Here is a 15904-nt window from a genome sequence, read left to right on the forward strand (position 1 = left end):
GCCATCAACAGCTTTGGCGACGCCGCCGTGCTGGTGGAGCGCTACGTCACCAAGCCGCGCCACATCGAGATCCAAGTCTTCGGCGACACCCAGGGCGACTGCGTTTACCTCTTCGAGCGCGACTGCAGCGTGCAGCGCCGCCACCAAAAGGTGCTGGAAGAAGCCCCGGCGCCCGGCATGACCGAGGCCCGTCGCCGCGAGATGGGCGAGGCCGCCGTGGCGGCCGCCAAGGCCGTGGGCTACGTGGGCGCGGGCACGGTGGAGTTCATCGCCGAGCAAGACGGTCGCTTCTACTTCATGGAGATGAACACCCGCCTGCAGGTGGAGCACCCAGTCACCGAAGCCATCACCGGCCTGGACCTGGTGGAGTGGCAACTGCGCGTGGCCGCCGGCCAGCCGCTGACGCTCAAGCAAAACGAACTGCGCATCCACGGCCATGCCATCGAGGCGCGCATCTGCGCCGAGAACCCCGAGGCCCAGTTCCTGCCGGCCACCGGCCGCCTGGACGTGCTGCGCTGGCCGGCGGCGTCGCGGTTTGAGCGCAGCGACGTTCGGGTCGACACCGGCGTGGTCGAAGGCGACGCCATCAGCCCGCACTACGACTCGATGATCGCCAAGCTCATCGTCTGGGGCGAGGACCGCGCGCAAGCGCTGGCGCGGCTGGACGAGGCGCTGGCGCAAACCCACATCGTGGGCCTGCAGACCAACGTCGCCTTCCTGCGCCGCTGCGCCGCCACCGCCAGCTTTGCCGGCGCCGACCTCGACACCGGCCTGATCGAGCGTGAGCGCGCCGCCTTGTTCGGCCAGCCCGGCCTGCCGCTGGACGTGGCCGCTGCCGCCGTGGTGGCCCACACCTTGGCGCTGGAGGCGCAAACCCGCCGTATCGACTCTTGGAGCGACCCCTGGAGCGCCCGCGACGGCTGGCGCCTGGCCGGCGACGCCGTGCGCCGCTTTGATTTGGCCGAAGGCGATGCCCACCACGAGGTGCTGCTGCGCCGCCACCACGGCGGTGGCCTGAGCCTGACCGTGGCTGGGTCGACCACCGCCTTCGCGGTGGACTCCGCCAGCCCCGAACAGCACACCCTGCGCTTCAGCGAGGGCCTGGCCCTGCGCCGCGTGCGCGTGCACACCTACGCCCGCGGCGAGGAGGTCGCCGTGTTCGCGCCGCAAGGCAGCGCCACCCTCACCGAGGTGGATGTCATCGCCCGCGCGGCCGAGGGCGCAGCCCCCAGCGGCGGTCGCCTCACCGCGCCCATGCCCGGCAAGCTCATCGCCCTGCACGTGAAGGCGGGCGACGCCGTCAAGGCCGGCCAGGCCTTGGCCGTGATGGAGGCCATGAAGATGGAGCACACCCTGACCAGCCCGCGCGACGGGGTGGTCACCGAGTGCCTGTACGCCGTGGGTGACCAGCTCAGCGACGGGGCCGAGTTGCTCAAGTTGGGAGAGGCTGCATGAGCCTTCCAACCCGTGTCACGCTCTGCGACGTCGGCCCGCGCGACGGCCTGCAAAACGAAAAACAGCTTGTCGACACCGCCGTCAAGGTCGAGCTCATCCACCGCCTGCAAGCCGCCGGCATCCGCCGCCTGGAGGCGACCAGCTTCGTCAGCCCCAAGTGGGTGCCGCAAATGGGCGACAACACCGCGGTCATGGCCGCGTTGCAGCGCCGACCCGAGGTGGCCGTGGCCGTGCTGGTGCCCAATGCCAAGGGCATGGAAGCCGCGCTGCCCACGCGGCCCGACGAGATCGTCGTGTTCAACGCCGCCAGCGAGGCCTTCGCGCAGAAGAACATCAACTGCTCCATCGCCGAGAGCATCGAGCGCTTCGCGCCCGTGGTGGCGCAGGCCAAGGCGGCCCGCATCAAGGTGCGCGCGGCGCTGAGCTGTGCGCTGGGCTGCCCCTACGAGGGCGACATCGCCCCCGAGAAAGTGGGCGCGGTGGCCGCGCAGCTGCGCGCCATCGGCGTGGACCACATTGGCGTGAGCGACACCATCGGCGTGGGCACCCCGCGCCGCGTGCAAGCCGCGCTGGAACAAGCGCTGAAGCACTTCCCGCTGGAGGAGGTGAGCGGCCACTACCACGACACCTACGGCCAGGCCTTGGCCAACGTGTACGCCAGCCTGGAGGTTGGCGTGTCCACCTTCGACGCCAGCGTGGGTGGCCTGGGCGGCTGCCCCTACGCCAAAGGCGCTACGGGCAACGTGGCGACCGAGGACGTGGTGTTCATGCTGAACGGGCTGGGCATCGAGACCGGCGTGGACTTGGACGCGCTGGTGGACGCGGCCGCCTTCATCAGCAACGCTCTGGGCCGCCCGCCGGTGAGCCGCGTGGCGCGGGCGGTGTTGGCCAAGCGAGGCGTTTGAGCGGCTGGCTTCAGGCCTTGTTGGCGTTGGCCATCCAGCCTTCGAGCAGTTCCGCCGGCATCGGCCGGGCGAACAGGTAGCCCTGGCCCTCATGACAGCCCAGCTTCAGCAGTTGCTGGGCTTGCTCTTCGGTTTCGATGCCTTCGGCGATGACGCGCATGCCCAGCGTGCAACCCAGGTTGACCACCATGCCGGCGATGGTGGAGCCAGCCTCGGTGCTGGTTTCTTGGACGAAGGCGCGGTCGATCTTGAGCCGCTCCACCTGCAATTGGCGCAGCTGCGCCAGCGACGAAAACCCGGTGCCGAAGTCGTCGATGGCCACGGTGGCGCCGGTGGCACGGATCTCGGCCAGCACGTGCAGCACCATGTCCAGGTCGTCCATGGCCATGGACTCGGTGATCTCCAGTTCGAGTGCGCTGCCCGGCAGCTCGGCGTCCCGCAGGGCGGCTTGCAGGGTGCTGATGAAGCGTGGGTGGCGGAACTGCGCCATCGAGATGTTGACGGCCATGCGCAGGCTGGAGTGGCCCAGGTCCCGCAGGCGCTTGATCTGGTGGCACGACGTGCGCAGCACGAACTCGCCGATGGCCACGATGAGGCCCGACTGCTCGGCCAGCGGGATGAATTGGTCCGGCGGCACGAATTGACCGCTTTCGGTCCGCCAGCGCAGCAGGGCCTCGACGGCGATGGGTTGGCGCGTGGCCAACTCCACCTGGGGTTGGTAGACGACGAAAAGCCGCCGCGCTTCGAAGCTGGCGCGCAGGCCCTTGAGCAGCTTGAAACGCTCGCGCGCATCGACGCCCATCTCCGCTGAGAAGTACTGCGCCGTGCCGCGCTGCATTTGCTTGGCGCGTTTGAGGGCGATGTGGGCATCCAGCAGCAACTCTGACCCGAGGGAGCTGGAGTCCACCAAGCGCACCAAGCCGGTGGTGGCAGACAACTGCAGGCGCTCGCCGCTGACCACGAAGGGCTCTTGGAAGGCGGTGGAGATGGAGTCGGCGCAGATCAAGGTTTCGGGGCCCATCACGCCGAAGGTGTCGGCCGAGATGCGCGCCAACTCGCTGCGGCTGCCCAGGTGCTCGTTCAGCCTTTGGGCCACCACCTGCAAGACCTGGTCGCCGAAGCGATGGCCGAAGGCGTCGTTGATGTCGGAGAAGTCGTCGATGTCGATCAGCGCCAGCGACACGCCCTCGGGTTTGCGCAGGTTTTGCTCCAACAGCTCGATGAAGCGATTGCGGTTGGGCAGTTGCAGCAACTGGTCGTTGTAGGCGTGATCCAGCAGCTGGCCGTACAGCGCCACGTTGTCAAAGCCCACGGCCAACGCGCTCTTCAAGGTGTGGAGCAGGGGCTCCATGTCGTGATTGGGCGCGTGCGGCAGGTGCACATGCATCACCAGCACGCGCCCATTGGCCAGCTGGAAGTGCAGGTAGCTCTCGCCGCCTAGCAGGCTGTGACCTTGCCGCAGGCAGTCCAACAGCCCTTGGCGGGTGGCGGGCACGCCGACCAGATCGACGGTGTGGCCCAAGGAGGGCGCGTACTCGCCCAGGGCGGCGACGATGCGGGCCAGCTCTGGCGCGTCGTCGCGGTGGTGCACCGCGACCAAGCCGCGGGGCTGGGTGTCGAACAGCAGGGCCACCTTGTGCAGGGCCCCTTCGGCGTACTTGGGCAAGGTGCGAACCAAGTTCAGCTCGGTCACCGATTCGACGATGCGCGACAGACCGCGCTGGGCCGACTGCAGTTGCCGGATTTGCTTGTACGAGCGGATGGCCGCGGTGAGCACCGTGTACAGGCGCGTTCGGGTCAGTTCGGCCTTGGTCTTGTAGTCGTTGATGTCCAGGGTGCGGACGGTTTCGATCTCGGGCGCATAACCCGGTTGGCCGGTGCGCAGCACGATGCGCAAAGCGTCAAAACGGGGGCTGGCGCGAAGGTGACGCACCAACTGCAGGCCGGCATCCTCGCTTTCCATGACCACATCCAGCAGGGCCACGGCGATGTCGTCTTCCCGGCTCAGCAGTTCGCGGGCGGCGATGCTCGTTTGAGCGTGGAGAAACTCAAGCCCGCGGCCTTCGATCAACAGGCCTTGCATGGCCAGTTCGGTGGCGCGGTGCACATCGGCGTCGTCGTCGACCACCAGCACGCGCCACGAAGCCAGCGGCTCCTGGCTCGCAGGTTCCGAGAGCGGATCGTCCTCGATCAGTTGAAGGAGGTCGTCGTCGTGCGCGGCAAGGGACGGGGAGTCGGGCATGAGCCGGGGCGGTAAGCGAGCCGGAGGAGCAAACCAGTATGCGCCAAAGCCGGGTCCGATCCACCCCCGCGGGCTCCCGGGAAACCCCAGGGGCGGGGCGTCAGCGTCGGCCGCGGGGCTTGGCGGGCAGGGATTGCGCCCGGGGCGGCAGGCCGGTGTGTTGCGTGAGGATCAGGCCGTCCTTGGGCGTGACGATGCCGCGCGGGTCTGGGCTTGTGCGGGTGGACGCCACCCGCTGGCTGGGTTTCTTGGGCGGCGTGCTGTTCTTGCGCCGCTCGCTCACGTAACCGCCGTCGGTCGTCGGCTGGAAGCTGGGGATGAGGTGGTTCTTGCCGTTGCCGATCAGGTCGGCCCGGCCCATCTCTTTGAGCGCCTCGCGCAGCAGCGGCCAGTTGTTGGCGTCGTGGTAGCGCAGGAAGGCTTTGTGCAGGCGCCGGCGGCGCTCGCCCTTGACGATGTCGACCTTCTCGCTGTCGCGCGTGACCTTCTTCAGCGGGTTCTTGCCCGAGTGGTACATCGCCGTGGCCGTGGCCATGGGGCTGGGGTAGAAGGTTTGCACCTGGTCGGCGCGGAAGCCGTTGCGCTTCAACCAGACGGCGAGGTTCATCATGTCCTCGTCGGCGGTGCCGGGGTGCGCGGCGATGAAGTAGGGGATCAGGTACTGCTTCTTGCCCGCGGCCGCGCTGGCGGCCTCGAACAGCTGCTTGAAGCGGTCGTAGGTGCCGATGCCCGGCTTCATCATCTTGCTCAGCGGGCCGCCCTCGGTGTGCTCGGGGGCGATCTTCAGGTAGCCGCCGACGTGGTGCGTGACCAGCTCGTTGATGTACTCGGGGCTCTCGATGGCCAGGTCGTAGCGCAGGCCCGAGCCGATGAGGATCTTCTTGACGCCTGGAAGAGCCCGCGCCTTGCGGTAGAGCTGGATCAGCGGGCCGTGGTCGGTGTTCAGGTTGGGGCAAATGCCCGGGTAGACGCAGCTGGGCTTGCGGCAGGCCGCCTCGATCTCCTTGGACTTGCAGCCGATGTGCCACATGTTGGCCGTGGGGCCGCCCAGGTCGGAGACGACGCCGGTGAAGCCGGCGACCTTGTCGCGGATGTCTTCGATCTCGCGCAGCACGCTCGCTTCGGAGCGGCTTTGGATGATGCGGCCCTCGTGCTCGGTGATGGAGCAGAAGGTGCAGCCGCCAAAGCAGCCGCGCATGATGTTCACGCTGAAGCGGATCATTTCCCACGCGGGGATCTTGGTCGCGCCGTCGTGCTTGCCGTGTTCGTCGGCGTACGTGGGGTGCGGGCTGCGCGCGTAGGGCAGGTCGAACACGTGGTCCATCTCCGCCGTGCTCAGCGGGATGGGCGGCGGGTTCAGCCAGACGTCGCGCGCGGTGGCGCCTTCGCCGTGGCGCTGCACCAGGGCGCGCGCGTTGCCGGGGTTGGTCTCCAGGTGCAGCACGCGGTTGGCGTGGGCGTAGAGCACCGGGTCGCCCTTCAACTGCTCGAAGGCCGGCAGGCGGATGACCGAGCGCTCGCGCGGCGGCGTGATGGCGCGGCCGTCCGTCTTGGTGACGGTGCGGCGCACGATTTGGATCGGCTGGCTGCCGTCGGCGTCGGGCTTGACGCTTTGCGTGGCGCAGTCGGCGCCCTGGGCCGCCGCCACCTGCTCGGTGGTCATGTAGGGGTTGACGATCTCGTCGACCTTGCCCGGGGCGTCCACGCTGGTGGAGTCGATCTCGAACCAGCCGGCCAGGCTCGGGTCGTCGGACCGGCGCATGAAGGCGGTGCCGCGCACGTCGGTGATCGAATCGATGGGTTGGCGCTGTGCCAGGCGGTGGGCGATTTCGACGATGGCCCGTTCGGCGTTGCCGTACAGCAGGAGGTCGGCCTTGCTGTCGACGAGGATGGAGCGGCGGACCTTGTCGCTCCAGTAGTCGTAGTGGGCGATGCGCCGCAGGCTGGCTTCGATGCCGCCAATGACCACCGGCACGTCCTTGTAGGCCTCGCGGCAGCGCTGCGTGTAGACCAAGGTGGCGCGGTCGGGGCGCTTGCCGGCCACGCCGCCGGGCGTGTAGGCGTCGTCACGGCGGATCTTTCGGTCGGCCGTGTAGTGGTTGATCATCGAGTCCATGTTCCCGGCGGCCACGCCGAAGAACAGCTTCGGCCGACCCAGCGCCATGAAGGGCTCGGCCGAGTGCCAATCGGGCTGGGCAATGATGCCCACGCGAAAGCCTTGGGCCTCCAAGGTGCGGCCGATGACGGCCATGCCGAAGCTTGGGTGGTCGACGTAGGCGTCGCCGCTGACGATGACGATGTCGCACTCGTCCCAACCCAGTTGCTGCATCTCGGCGCGGCTCATGGGCAAGAACGGCGCGGGCCCGAAGCGCTTGGCCCAATACGGGCGGTAGGCGGTGAGCGCCTTGTCGGCCTTCGGCGGCTTCACCGTCTGCGCGGTGTGGTGGTCGTCTCGGGTGATCGTGGCGGTCACGGGCGGTGCCTTTCGGGATAACCCGCGATTGTCGCCGCGCCCAGGCGCCAAAACCCGAATCCCATCAAGGACTTGGGGTCATGGCGTGAACGATGCGACACCGCGCCGTTTGTCGCGCCCTTCAGCGTCCGGCTCAGGTCGCCGCCACGGCGGGCGCTAGGGTGACGGCCACGCCCGACAGCACCGCGGTGCCGCTCAGCGGGTCGCGGTCGCCCATGGGCAGCAGGGCGTTGAGGTTGGCGCCGGGTTGGCGCTGTGCCACGCGCAACTGCACGCCTTCTCCCCCGTGGCCGAAGCCGTGGGGCAGGCTGGCCACGCCGGGGCGCATGGCGGTGGAGATCTCGACCGGCACCTGCACTTGGCCGCTGGCGGAGGCAATCAACGCGATCGCGCCGTCGCGCAGACCATGGCGCGCGGCGTCCTCGGGGTGCAGCATCAAGGTGCAGCGGTCCGGTCCCTTGGACAGCGTGGGCAGGTTGTGCATCCAGGAGTTGTTGTTGCGCAGGTGCCGGCGGCCGATGACGACCATCGCCGGCGCCTGGGCGTTCAAGGCGGCGGCCAGGGCCGGGCCCTCGGCCAGCAGCTCGGGCGGGGCCAGCTCGACCCGGCCGCTGGGCGTGCGCAGCAGCTCGGGCAGGCGCGGCTGCAGGGGGCCGAGGTCCAGCCCGGCCGGGGCGGCCTTCACCTGGGCCAGGTTGATGCCCTCGCGCCGGCCGAACTGGTCCCCATAGGGGCCCAGGCGCAAGGCCAGGTCCACCAGGCGCGCGGGGCCGGGCGCGTCGCCCAGGGCCTGGCGCACGGGGGCCACGAACTCGGCCGGCAGGCTGTGCTGCAGGGCCTCCATCAACAGGGACTCGTCCAGCTCGGCGATGGGCGCGCGCCAGTCTTGGCCTTGCACCAGGGCGGTCAGGCGCAGCAGCCACTCCCAGTCGTCGGGCAGGTCGGCCGCCTTGGCAAAGACCGGCTCGCTCCAGCGCGCGGCGTTGCGGTGGGCCAGTTGGCTGAAGGCCGCGTCGTAGTGCGCCACTTCCAGCGCCGAGGGGCTGGGCAGGATGACGTCGGCGTGGCGCGTGGTGGCGTTGACGTAGATGTCCAGGCTGACCATGAAGTCCAGCTGGGCCAGTGCGGCGTCGAGCTTGGCGCCACCGGGGGCGCTGAGGGCCGGGTTGGCGGCGGCGGAGAACAGGGCCCGCACCTGGCCGGCGCCCGGCGTGGTGATTTCCTCGGCCAACAGGGTGATGGGCAGCTCGCCGTAGACCTCGGGCGCCCCGCTGACGCGGCTGCGCCGGCGGCCCAGCTTCACGCCCTTGCCTTGGCCCGGTTGGCCTTGCGTGTTGGCGGCGAAGGCCGGGGCCTTGGGGAACATGGCGCCGCCTTCGCGGTCGAGATGGCCGGTCAAGGCGTTGAGCACGTCCACCAGCCAGCTGTTGACGGTGCCGAAGCGCTGCGTGCAGGTGCCGATGCGGCCGTAGACCGCGGCGCGCGGCGCGGCGGCGAGGTCGCGCGCCAGTTGGCGGATCACGGCCGCGTCGAGTCCGCAGGCGGCGGCCACGCGCTCGGGCGGGTAGGGCGCCACGAAGTCGCGCACCGCGTCCACGCCCGCGGCGTGGGGGATGGGCCGGGTCAGGCCCTCTTCGAACAGGGTGGCGGCCAGGGCCATCAGCAGGAAGGCGTCGGCACCGGGCTTCAGCGCCAGGTGCTGGTCGGCCAGCTCGGCGGTTTCGGTCCGGCGGGGGTCGACCACGACCAGGCGCCCGCCGCGTTCGCGCAAGGCCTTGAGGCGGCCTTTCACGTCGGGCACCGTCCACATGCTGCCGTTGCTGGCCACGGGGTTGGCGCCCAGCACCAGCAGGAAGTCGGTGCGGTCCACGTCGGGCACGGGCACGCTGAGCCAGTGGCCGAACATCAACGCGCTGCTCAGCTGCTTGGGCATTTGGTCCAGCGTGCTGGCGCTGAACACGTTGCGCGTGCCCAAGGCCCGCGCCAGGCGGGGGAAGTAGTTCAGCAGCCCGATGCGGTGCACCACGGGGTTGCCCACCACGGCGGCCACGGCGTCGGGGCCGTGCTCGCGCAGGATCGGCAGCAGCCGGGCTTCGATGGTTTCCAGGGCCTGTTGCCAAGTGACGGGTTCGAAGCGCCCGTTGCGCTTGACCAGCGGCTGGCGCACGCGGTCGGGGTCCTCGTGCAGGTCCTTCAGGGCGATGGCCTTGGGGCACAGGTAGCCCTGGCTGAAGGGGTCGTCTTCGGCACCCCGGATGCGGACGACTTGGTCACCTTCTGTTTCGATGCGCAGGCCGCAAGCGGCCTCGCACAGGGGGCAGATGCGGAAGTGCCCGGCCGGTGCACGTCCCGTCATGCGGCCAGCAGCGCGCGCAGTTCGCGCTCGGCCAGTTGGGGGTCGCCCAGGTTCATGGCCACCAAGCGGCGCAGGTGGCTGATGGAGTCGAGGTCGATGGCGGCACAGCGCAGCCCGGCCTCCCGCCCCGCCAGGTGGGCGATTTCGGCGGCCATCTTGATGTGCACGTCGCCCAGCTGCAGGCTCAGCAGGCAGGGCTCGCCCGCGGCCACTTCGGCATTGGCGGGCAGGCGCACGAGTGCGCCTTTGAGGGAGACGTCCACCAACTGCACCGTGGCCCGACCGTCGGTGGTGATGAGTTGGGCTTGGCCGTCGAATTGCACGCGCGCGTGGTGCCGGCGGTCGGTGTCGCTGGGGGAGGTCATGGGGTCACCTGCAGGGGCTGGAGCGTGGCCAATGATGCGCTGGTTCGGCGGCGTCGGCCAGCCGGGAAATCGCCGGGGGCGAGGGCGGTAAAACTCCCTGGTCGGCGGGGATGGGGCGCCGTAGAGTCGGGCGGTTGCTGACGCGGAGCCGCTCATGATCTTGCCTGCCCTGATCGACATCGAAGCCAGTGGCTTCGGCGTGGGCAGCTATCCCATCGAGGTCGGTTTCGTGGATGGCGACGGCGCTTTGTTTTGCACCTTGGTGCTCCCCGAGCCCGATTGGCAGCACTGGGACGCGCAGGCCGAGGCCTTGCACGGCATCAGCCGGCCGGTGCTGTCGACCCACGGCAAGTCGGTCCGTTGGGTGGCGCAGCAGCTCAACGACCGATTGGGCGGCTTGACGGTCTACTGCGACGCCTGGGGGCACGACTACCCCTGGCTGGGGAGGCTGTTCGACGCTGCCGAGATGTCGCCCCGATTCAAGCTGGAAGACTTGCGCAACCTGCTCACCGCCGAGCAGGCCGAGCGCTGGCACGACACCGTGAGCGCCGTGCGGCTGGAGTTGTCCATCGGCCGCCACCGCGCCAGCAGCGACGCCAAGGTGCTGCAAATCGCGTATGCGCGCCTAGCAGCCTTGGGGCCGGACCTGGCGCGGCCGACAATGGCTGCATGAGCACGCCGCAAGAACTCACCTTCACCCGCCCCGACGACTGGCACCTGCACCTGCGCGATGGCGCCGCGCTGCAGGCCGTGTTGCCGCACACCGCGCGCCAGTTCGCACGCGCCATCGTCATGCCCAACCTCCGGCCACCCGTGACCACCACCGCCCAGGCGGTGGCTTACCGGGAGCGCATCCTGGCCGCGCGGCCCACCGAGGGCGCTGGCGCCGACTTTCAGCCCCTGATGGTGCTGTACCTGACCGACAACACGCCCCCCGAGGAAATCGAGCGTGCCAAAGACGCGGGTGTGGTGGCCGTCAAGATGTACCCCGCGGGGGCCACGACCAACAGCGACGCCGGCGTGACCGACGTGCGCAAGACCTACAAGACGCTCGAGGCCCTGCAACGACATGGCCTCCTGCTGCTGGTGCACGGCGAGGTCACTGAGGGCGAGATCGATGTCTTCGACCGCGAGGCCGTGTTCATCGACCGCGTGATGACCCCGCTGCGCGCCGCCTTTCCCGAGCTGAAGGTGGTGTTCGAGCACATCACCACCCAGGAGGCCGCCGACTACGTGACGGCCGCCGACCGCTACACCGCGGCCACCATCACCCCGCAGCACCTGCTCTACAACCGCAACGCCCTGTTCACCGGCGGGCTGCGTCCGCACTACTACTGCCTGCCCGTGCTCAAGCGCGAGGTGCACCGGCAAGCGCTGCTCAAGGCCGCCACCAGCGGCAGCCCGAAGTTTTTCCTGGGCACCGACAGCGCTCCTCATGCCGCTCAGCTCAAGGAAAACAGCGTGTGCGGCGCCGGTTGCTTCACCGCGCCCGCGGCGCTGGAGCTGTATGCCGAAGCCTTCGAAGCCCTGGGCGCGCTGGACAAACTCGAAGCCTTCGCCAGCTTCCACGGCCCCGATTTCTACGGCTTGCCGCGCAACACCGGCACGGTCACGCTTCGGCGCACGCCGCTCACCCTGCCCGAGACGCTGCCGTTTGGCGACGCCGTCATCAAGCCGCTGCGCGCTGGCGAGACCCTGGCGTGGAGCCTCGTGTGAGCGCGCCCAAGGTGATGCTGCTGATCGACGCCGACAACGTGAGCGTCGATGTCATCGAACAAACCGTCGCTCATCTGCTGGCGGAGTTTGGGGCCTTGCACGGCCGCCGCGCCTACTGCAATGCCGAGAGCGCCCTCAAGCACCAGGCGCTGTTCAAGCGCTTGGGCATCCGCCCCATGGTGAATTTGGCCGCTGGCAAGAACAGCACCGACATCGCGCTGGCGGTTGATGCCCTGGAGCTGGCGATGTGCGAGCGCCCCGATGTGCTGGCGATTGCCAGCAGCGACAGCGATTTCGCCCCCCTGGTGACCCGAGTGCGCGAAAAGGGCTGCCGTGTGCTCGGCTTTGGGCAGGACGGCAAGACGGGCGAGAGCACCGTCGCCTTGTACGACCGCTACGTGCAGTTCACGGCACGCGGGCGCCTGGTGGAAGAGGGCGAAACCCGCGCCGCGCGGGGTCGCCGCCGCGCCCCGGTGTCGGCGCCGGCGACCCCGGCCACCCCGCCTGGGACCACGTCCGCGCCGCCGGCCCGCCAAGCCCGAACGCGGCGTGCCGCGCCCGCCGCCGAGCCCGCGCCGCCGCAGGCCAGCCCGGTGGAGGCCGTCGCCCCCGCGGCCCCCAAGCGCAAGACCCGCGCCAAGCGCGGCAGCGCTCCCGCCGCAGCCGACGTGGCCGACGTGATGGCGGCCTTGTTGGCCGAAGACGTGGAAGCCGCGATGGCCTCTCCGTCCGCGCCCACGCCAGCGGCCCCGCCCGCTCGGGCGGACGAGGTGCAACGCCTGATCGCCGCCGCTCCCGAGTTGCAGCAGGGCCAGACCGTGGACCTCAACCGCGTGGCCGAGGCCCTGCGCAAGCTGGGCCTCTTGGGCAAAAACGCCTCGTCCATCCGTTGGCTGCGCAAGCACCCCGAGGCCTTCGAGTTGAGCCCGGCCAGCAAGCCCAACAAGGTGCGCTTGCGCGATTGATCGCCATCCGGCCTGCCCCCTGGCTGGCGCCCATGGCGCGCTGGCTGCCGCTGACCACGGACGACGCAGTCGCCGCGCTCAACGCCTTGCCCGGCGCGCCACGCACCTTCGTGCCGTCGCAGGCCTTGCCCCCGGGAGACGCCTACGAGACCTTCATCGCCCGCACCGGCACCGTGCCCACCCGCCATCACTTGCACGACCTGTTCAACGGGCTGGTGTGGTGCGCCGAGCCCGAGATCAAGGCGCGGCTCAACGCGCTGCAGGCGGACCACATCGCGGCGAGCGGGGTGGGGGGCACGCGCGGGCCGGTGCGCGACGCGCTAACCCTGTTCGACGAGAACGGAGCCACCTGGCTCGAGTGCCCGCCTCCCATCGCCGACGCCTGGCGGCGGCGCGATTGGCGCGCCCTCTTTGTCACCCACCGCGCGCTGTGGGCCAGCGTGCCGCCCCCGCGCTTGGTGGGTCATGCGCTGATGGAGCAGTTGGCCCAGGCGCCACGAAAAAGCCTGTGTGCCCACGTCCTGCTGGACGATCCCCTGGCCTTGGCGCCCGGGGCGTGGGCGACCAAGCCCTTCTTGCCGCTGCCCGTGCTGGGCGTGCCCGGCTGGTGGCCGGCGAACGCCGACCCCACCTTCTACGATGATCCCGCCGTGTTTCGGCCGCTGCGATCTCCCCGCCTGTCCCACCCATGAAACCTTCCTTGCTGATCGCGGCCCTGGCCGTGGGGGCCCTGCTCGCGGGCCCGGTTTGCGCCCAATCGCCGGGCGTTGACGCCCCGGCGGCCGTGCCCAAAGCGCCCGCGCCCGTCTCGGCCACCGCCCGCCGCCTGTTCGATGGCGTTCGCCACGAGCTGGTGCAGGTGCGCACCCTGCTGGCCCAGCAGGACAGCCAAGCCAGCGTGGGCTCGGGCTTCGTGGTCGGGCAGGACGGCTTGATCGTCACGAACTACCACGTGGTCAGCCAGGTGGCGCTGGAGCCCAAGGACTTCCGCTTGCGCTTCATCGGCGCCGACGGACGCACCGGCGGCTTGCAGATCCTGGCCATCGATGTGCGCCGAGACCTGGCCCTGCTGCGCGCCGTGGACGAGGCCAAGGGAACGCCGCTGCGCTTCGAGCGCGCCTTGTCCTTCCGCCCGGCAGGTGAGCCGCTGTCCAAGGGCGACCGCATTTACTCGCTCGGTCACCCGCACGACGTGGCGTTCGCGATCGTCGAGGGCAACTACAACGGCCTGGTCGAGCGCAGCTTCGACCCGCTCATCTATTACGCCGGCTCCATCAACCCCGGCATGAGCGGCGGCCCGGTGCTGGACGAGCAAGGCCGCGTCGTGGGCGTCAACGTGTCCGGCATGATGTTTTCGCAGCAGATGAGTTTCCTGGTGCCCGGCGGCTTTGCCGAGGCCTTGAAGCAGCGCGCCGCACAAGCCAAGCCCCTGCAAGGCCCGGCTTGGCCCCAGGTGCGCGAGCAGCTGCTGGCTTACAGCGCCGAACTGACCCGCAGCTTCATGGCCTTGCCCTGGAACGACTGGGGCCACGCGCGCTACCGCATGCCCATCCCGCAGGAGCGGTTCGTCCGCTGTTGGGGGCGGTCCACCGGGGCCGAGGCCAGCAAGGGCCTGCAGTTCCAGCGCAGCCACTGCCGCATGGACCACGCCGTGTTCTTGAGCGGCAACCTGCAAACCGGCTACCTCGAGGTGCAGCACGAGGTGTACGACGGCAGTCGCATCGGCCCGCTGCGCTTTGCCAAGGCCTACTCCGACAGCTTCGAGAACGAGCGCCTGGCCCGCCAGGGTGACCGCCATCGCACCTCGGCTCACTGCACCGAGTCCTTCGTCGACGCCCAGGGCCTGCCCCTGCGTGCCGTGCTGTGCCTGCGCGCGTATCGAAAGATGGAGGGCGTGCACGACGTGACCGTGCTGCTCACCGCCGTGGACCAGGCCGAGCAAGGTCTGCTCGGGCGCTTTGACGCCCACGGCGTGAGCTTCGACGACGCGCTGAAGCTGGCCCGTCACTTCGTGCAGGGCTACGGTCTGCAGAAAGCGGGGGCGAAATGAGCACCGCGCCAACCCTGCTGGCCTTGGTCGACGTGATCGACGCCGAGGGCCACACCCGGCACAGCCATCCCGTGCATGCCAACCCCGAAGGGCAAGCCCGGCTGCGCCTGGGCCGCGCCCTCGACAACGACTTGGTGTTGGACGACCCTTGTGTGGCACCGCACCACGCCGAGTTGGCGCTGGGCCCCGAACCCGAGGGGCACTTGACCCTCTTGCCCAGCCTGAATGGGGCGCGCCAGGGTCGGCAGCACGTGGACGCGCCCGACTGCTTGCAGTGGCCGCACGACGGTCTGCTCCATCTGGGTCAAACCACGCTGCGCCTGCGCCATGCGGCCGGCGCCCTGCCGCTTGAGCAAGCCTTGGCCCGCCCGACGCCCATGCGCCAGCGACGGGCCTGGTTCGAGCTGGCGGCGCTGGTGCTGTTCGTGCTGGGCGTGGCCGGCTTCGACAGCTGGCTCACGCAAACCCCCGGCAACACTTGGCGGCCTGTGGGCATGGCGGTGCTGGGCATGGCGGCGGGCGTGGCCGTGTGGGCCCTGCTGTGGTCGCTGGTGAGCCAGGTGTTCCAGCGGCGCTTCCCCTTCCTGCAGCATCTGCGCTGGACCTTGGTCGCGCTGGCGGCGCTCTGGGTGCTCGACCAAGGCGCGCTGGGCTTGGCCTATGCGGTGTCCCTGCCGCCCGTGCTGGCGGTGGCGGTCGGCTTGGATGCGGTGGTGATGTTGGGCCTGCTCTACGTGCAAGGCCGCTCGGTCTGGCCCCGCGCTGCGGGGCGCTGGCTGGGCTTGTTGCTGCTGGGAGCCGCGCTGATCACGGCCGTCACCGTGTGGAAGCGGGAGCAGCAGCAGCACTGGTTCCAACCCCTGTACCTGTCGGCCCTGCCACCTCCCGCCCTGCGCCTGGCCCCGTTGCGCAGCCCCGACGACTGGCTGCAAGACGCCGCCGCCTTGCGTGAAGAGTTGGCCCGCAAGGCCCAACTGGACCCGGTGACTGGCGAGCCCGCCGACGCAGAAGAGTGAACCCGGCCACAATCGCAACTTCGTGAAGACGCCCAGACCGCCGCTGGGGCAAGGCCCGAAAGGGTGCCCTGGAGGAAGGTCCGGACTGCATAGAGCAGCGTAGGGGGTAACACCCCTCCACCGCGAGGTGCGGATCAGAGCAACAGAGACGAGTTCGGACGGGTAGCGCGGACGCGGTGCAAGCTGCAACCGACGCGAAACCGCTGGAGGTGGTCTGTGAGCGCGCTGGCGAAAGCCAGCGGCCCGACCGGCGCAAACCGGGCGGATGGCGCGCAAGCGCCAGGCGAGCAGCACCTCGGGCGGCCCGGGCGCGCAAGCGCCCGACCCGCCCGAGGTGAAACGGGCAATCTCTACGCGCAGC

Annotated in this window: 12 protein-coding genes; 8 read left to right on the top strand and 4 right to left on the bottom strand. The window is 69.8% G+C overall.

Annotation, left to right across the window (positions count from 1 at the left end; all coding sequences use genetic code 11):
• Both O9335_RS09345 and O9335_RS09350 read left to right on the top strand, forming a co-directional pair.
• Positions 1–1455: biotin/lipoyl-containing protein (locus O9335_RS09345; RefSeq protein WP_298387000.1), on the top strand; the 1455-nt coding region annotated here is incomplete at its 5' end.
• Positions 1452–2360 carry a hydroxymethylglutaryl-CoA lyase gene (locus O9335_RS09350; protein WP_298387002.1) on the top strand — a complete coding sequence of 303 codons (909 nt, stop codon included), beginning with the start codon at positions 1452–1454 and terminating at the stop codon, positions 2358–2360. The genes O9335_RS09345 and O9335_RS09350, both read left to right, overlap by 4 nt.
• A gap of 10 nt (positions 2361–2370) precedes the next feature.
• Here O9335_RS09350 and O9335_RS09355 read toward each other — a convergent pair whose 3' ends face one another.
• From O9335_RS09355 to O9335_RS09370, 4 genes are all read right to left on the bottom strand, one after another.
• Entirely contained in the window at positions 2371–4602 is a 2232-nt protein-coding gene (locus tag O9335_RS09355; protein ID WP_298387005.1) for an EAL domain-containing protein, read from the bottom strand.
• A gap of 100 nt (positions 4603–4702) precedes the next feature.
• The gene (locus O9335_RS09360; protein WP_298387031.1) at positions 4703–7030 is read right to left on the bottom strand and encodes a YgiQ family radical SAM protein; all 2328 of its coding nucleotides are present in this window, start codon (positions 7028–7030) and stop codon (positions 4703–4705) included.
• Positions 7031–7208: 178 nt separating this feature from the next.
• Positions 7209–9431, bottom strand: a complete 2223-nt coding sequence (locus O9335_RS09365) for a molybdopterin-dependent oxidoreductase (RefSeq protein WP_298387008.1) — start codon at positions 9429–9431, stop codon at positions 7209–7211.
• On the bottom strand, positions 9428–9796 hold the full coding sequence (locus O9335_RS09370; protein WP_298387011.1) for a PilZ domain-containing protein: 369 nt from the start codon (positions 9794–9796) through the stop codon (positions 9428–9430). The genes O9335_RS09365 and O9335_RS09370 overlap by 4 nt, the downstream gene beginning before the upstream one ends.
• Positions 9797–9950: 154 nt before the next feature.
• Between O9335_RS09370 and O9335_RS09375 the strand changes: the two genes are divergently transcribed.
• The 6 genes from O9335_RS09375 to O9335_RS09400 are packed head-to-tail and all read left to right on the top strand — an operon-like array spanning position 9951 to position 15543.
• Positions 9951–10469, top strand: a complete 519-nt coding sequence (locus tag O9335_RS09375) for a hypothetical protein (RefSeq protein ID WP_298387013.1) — start codon at positions 9951–9953, stop codon at positions 10467–10469.
• Positions 10466–11512: a dihydroorotase gene (gene pyrC / locus O9335_RS09380; RefSeq protein ID WP_298387016.1), complete on the top strand. Its 1047-nt coding sequence runs from the start codon at positions 10466–10468 to the stop codon at positions 11510–11512. The genes O9335_RS09375 and pyrC overlap by 4 nt, the downstream gene beginning before the upstream one ends.
• Entirely contained in the window at positions 11509–12477 is a 969-nt protein-coding gene (locus tag O9335_RS09385; RefSeq protein ID WP_298387019.1) for an NYN domain-containing protein, read from the top strand. The genes pyrC and O9335_RS09385 overlap by 4 nt, the downstream gene beginning before the upstream one ends.
• A gap of 32 nt (positions 12478–12509) precedes the next feature.
• A complete protein-coding gene (locus O9335_RS09390; protein ID WP_298387022.1) occupies positions 12510–13169 on the top strand; it encodes a DUF3025 domain-containing protein in 660 nt (219 codons plus the stop codon).
• Positions 13166–14527 carry a serine protease gene (locus O9335_RS09395; RefSeq protein WP_298387025.1) on the top strand — a complete coding sequence of 454 codons (1362 nt, stop codon included), beginning with the start codon at positions 13166–13168 and terminating at the stop codon, positions 14525–14527. Before O9335_RS09390 ends, O9335_RS09395 begins: the two co-directional genes overlap by 4 nt.
• On the top strand, positions 14524–15543 hold the full coding sequence (locus O9335_RS09400) for an FHA domain-containing protein (protein ID WP_298387028.1): 1020 nt from the start codon (positions 14524–14526) through the stop codon (positions 15541–15543). Before O9335_RS09395 ends, O9335_RS09400 begins: the two co-directional genes overlap by 4 nt.
• The last annotated feature ends 361 nt before the right edge of the window (positions 15544–15904 follow it).

It is taken from the genome of Inhella sp. (assembly GCF_027532025.1).
Lineage (GTDB): Bacteria > Pseudomonadota > Gammaproteobacteria > Burkholderiales > Burkholderiaceae_C > Inhella.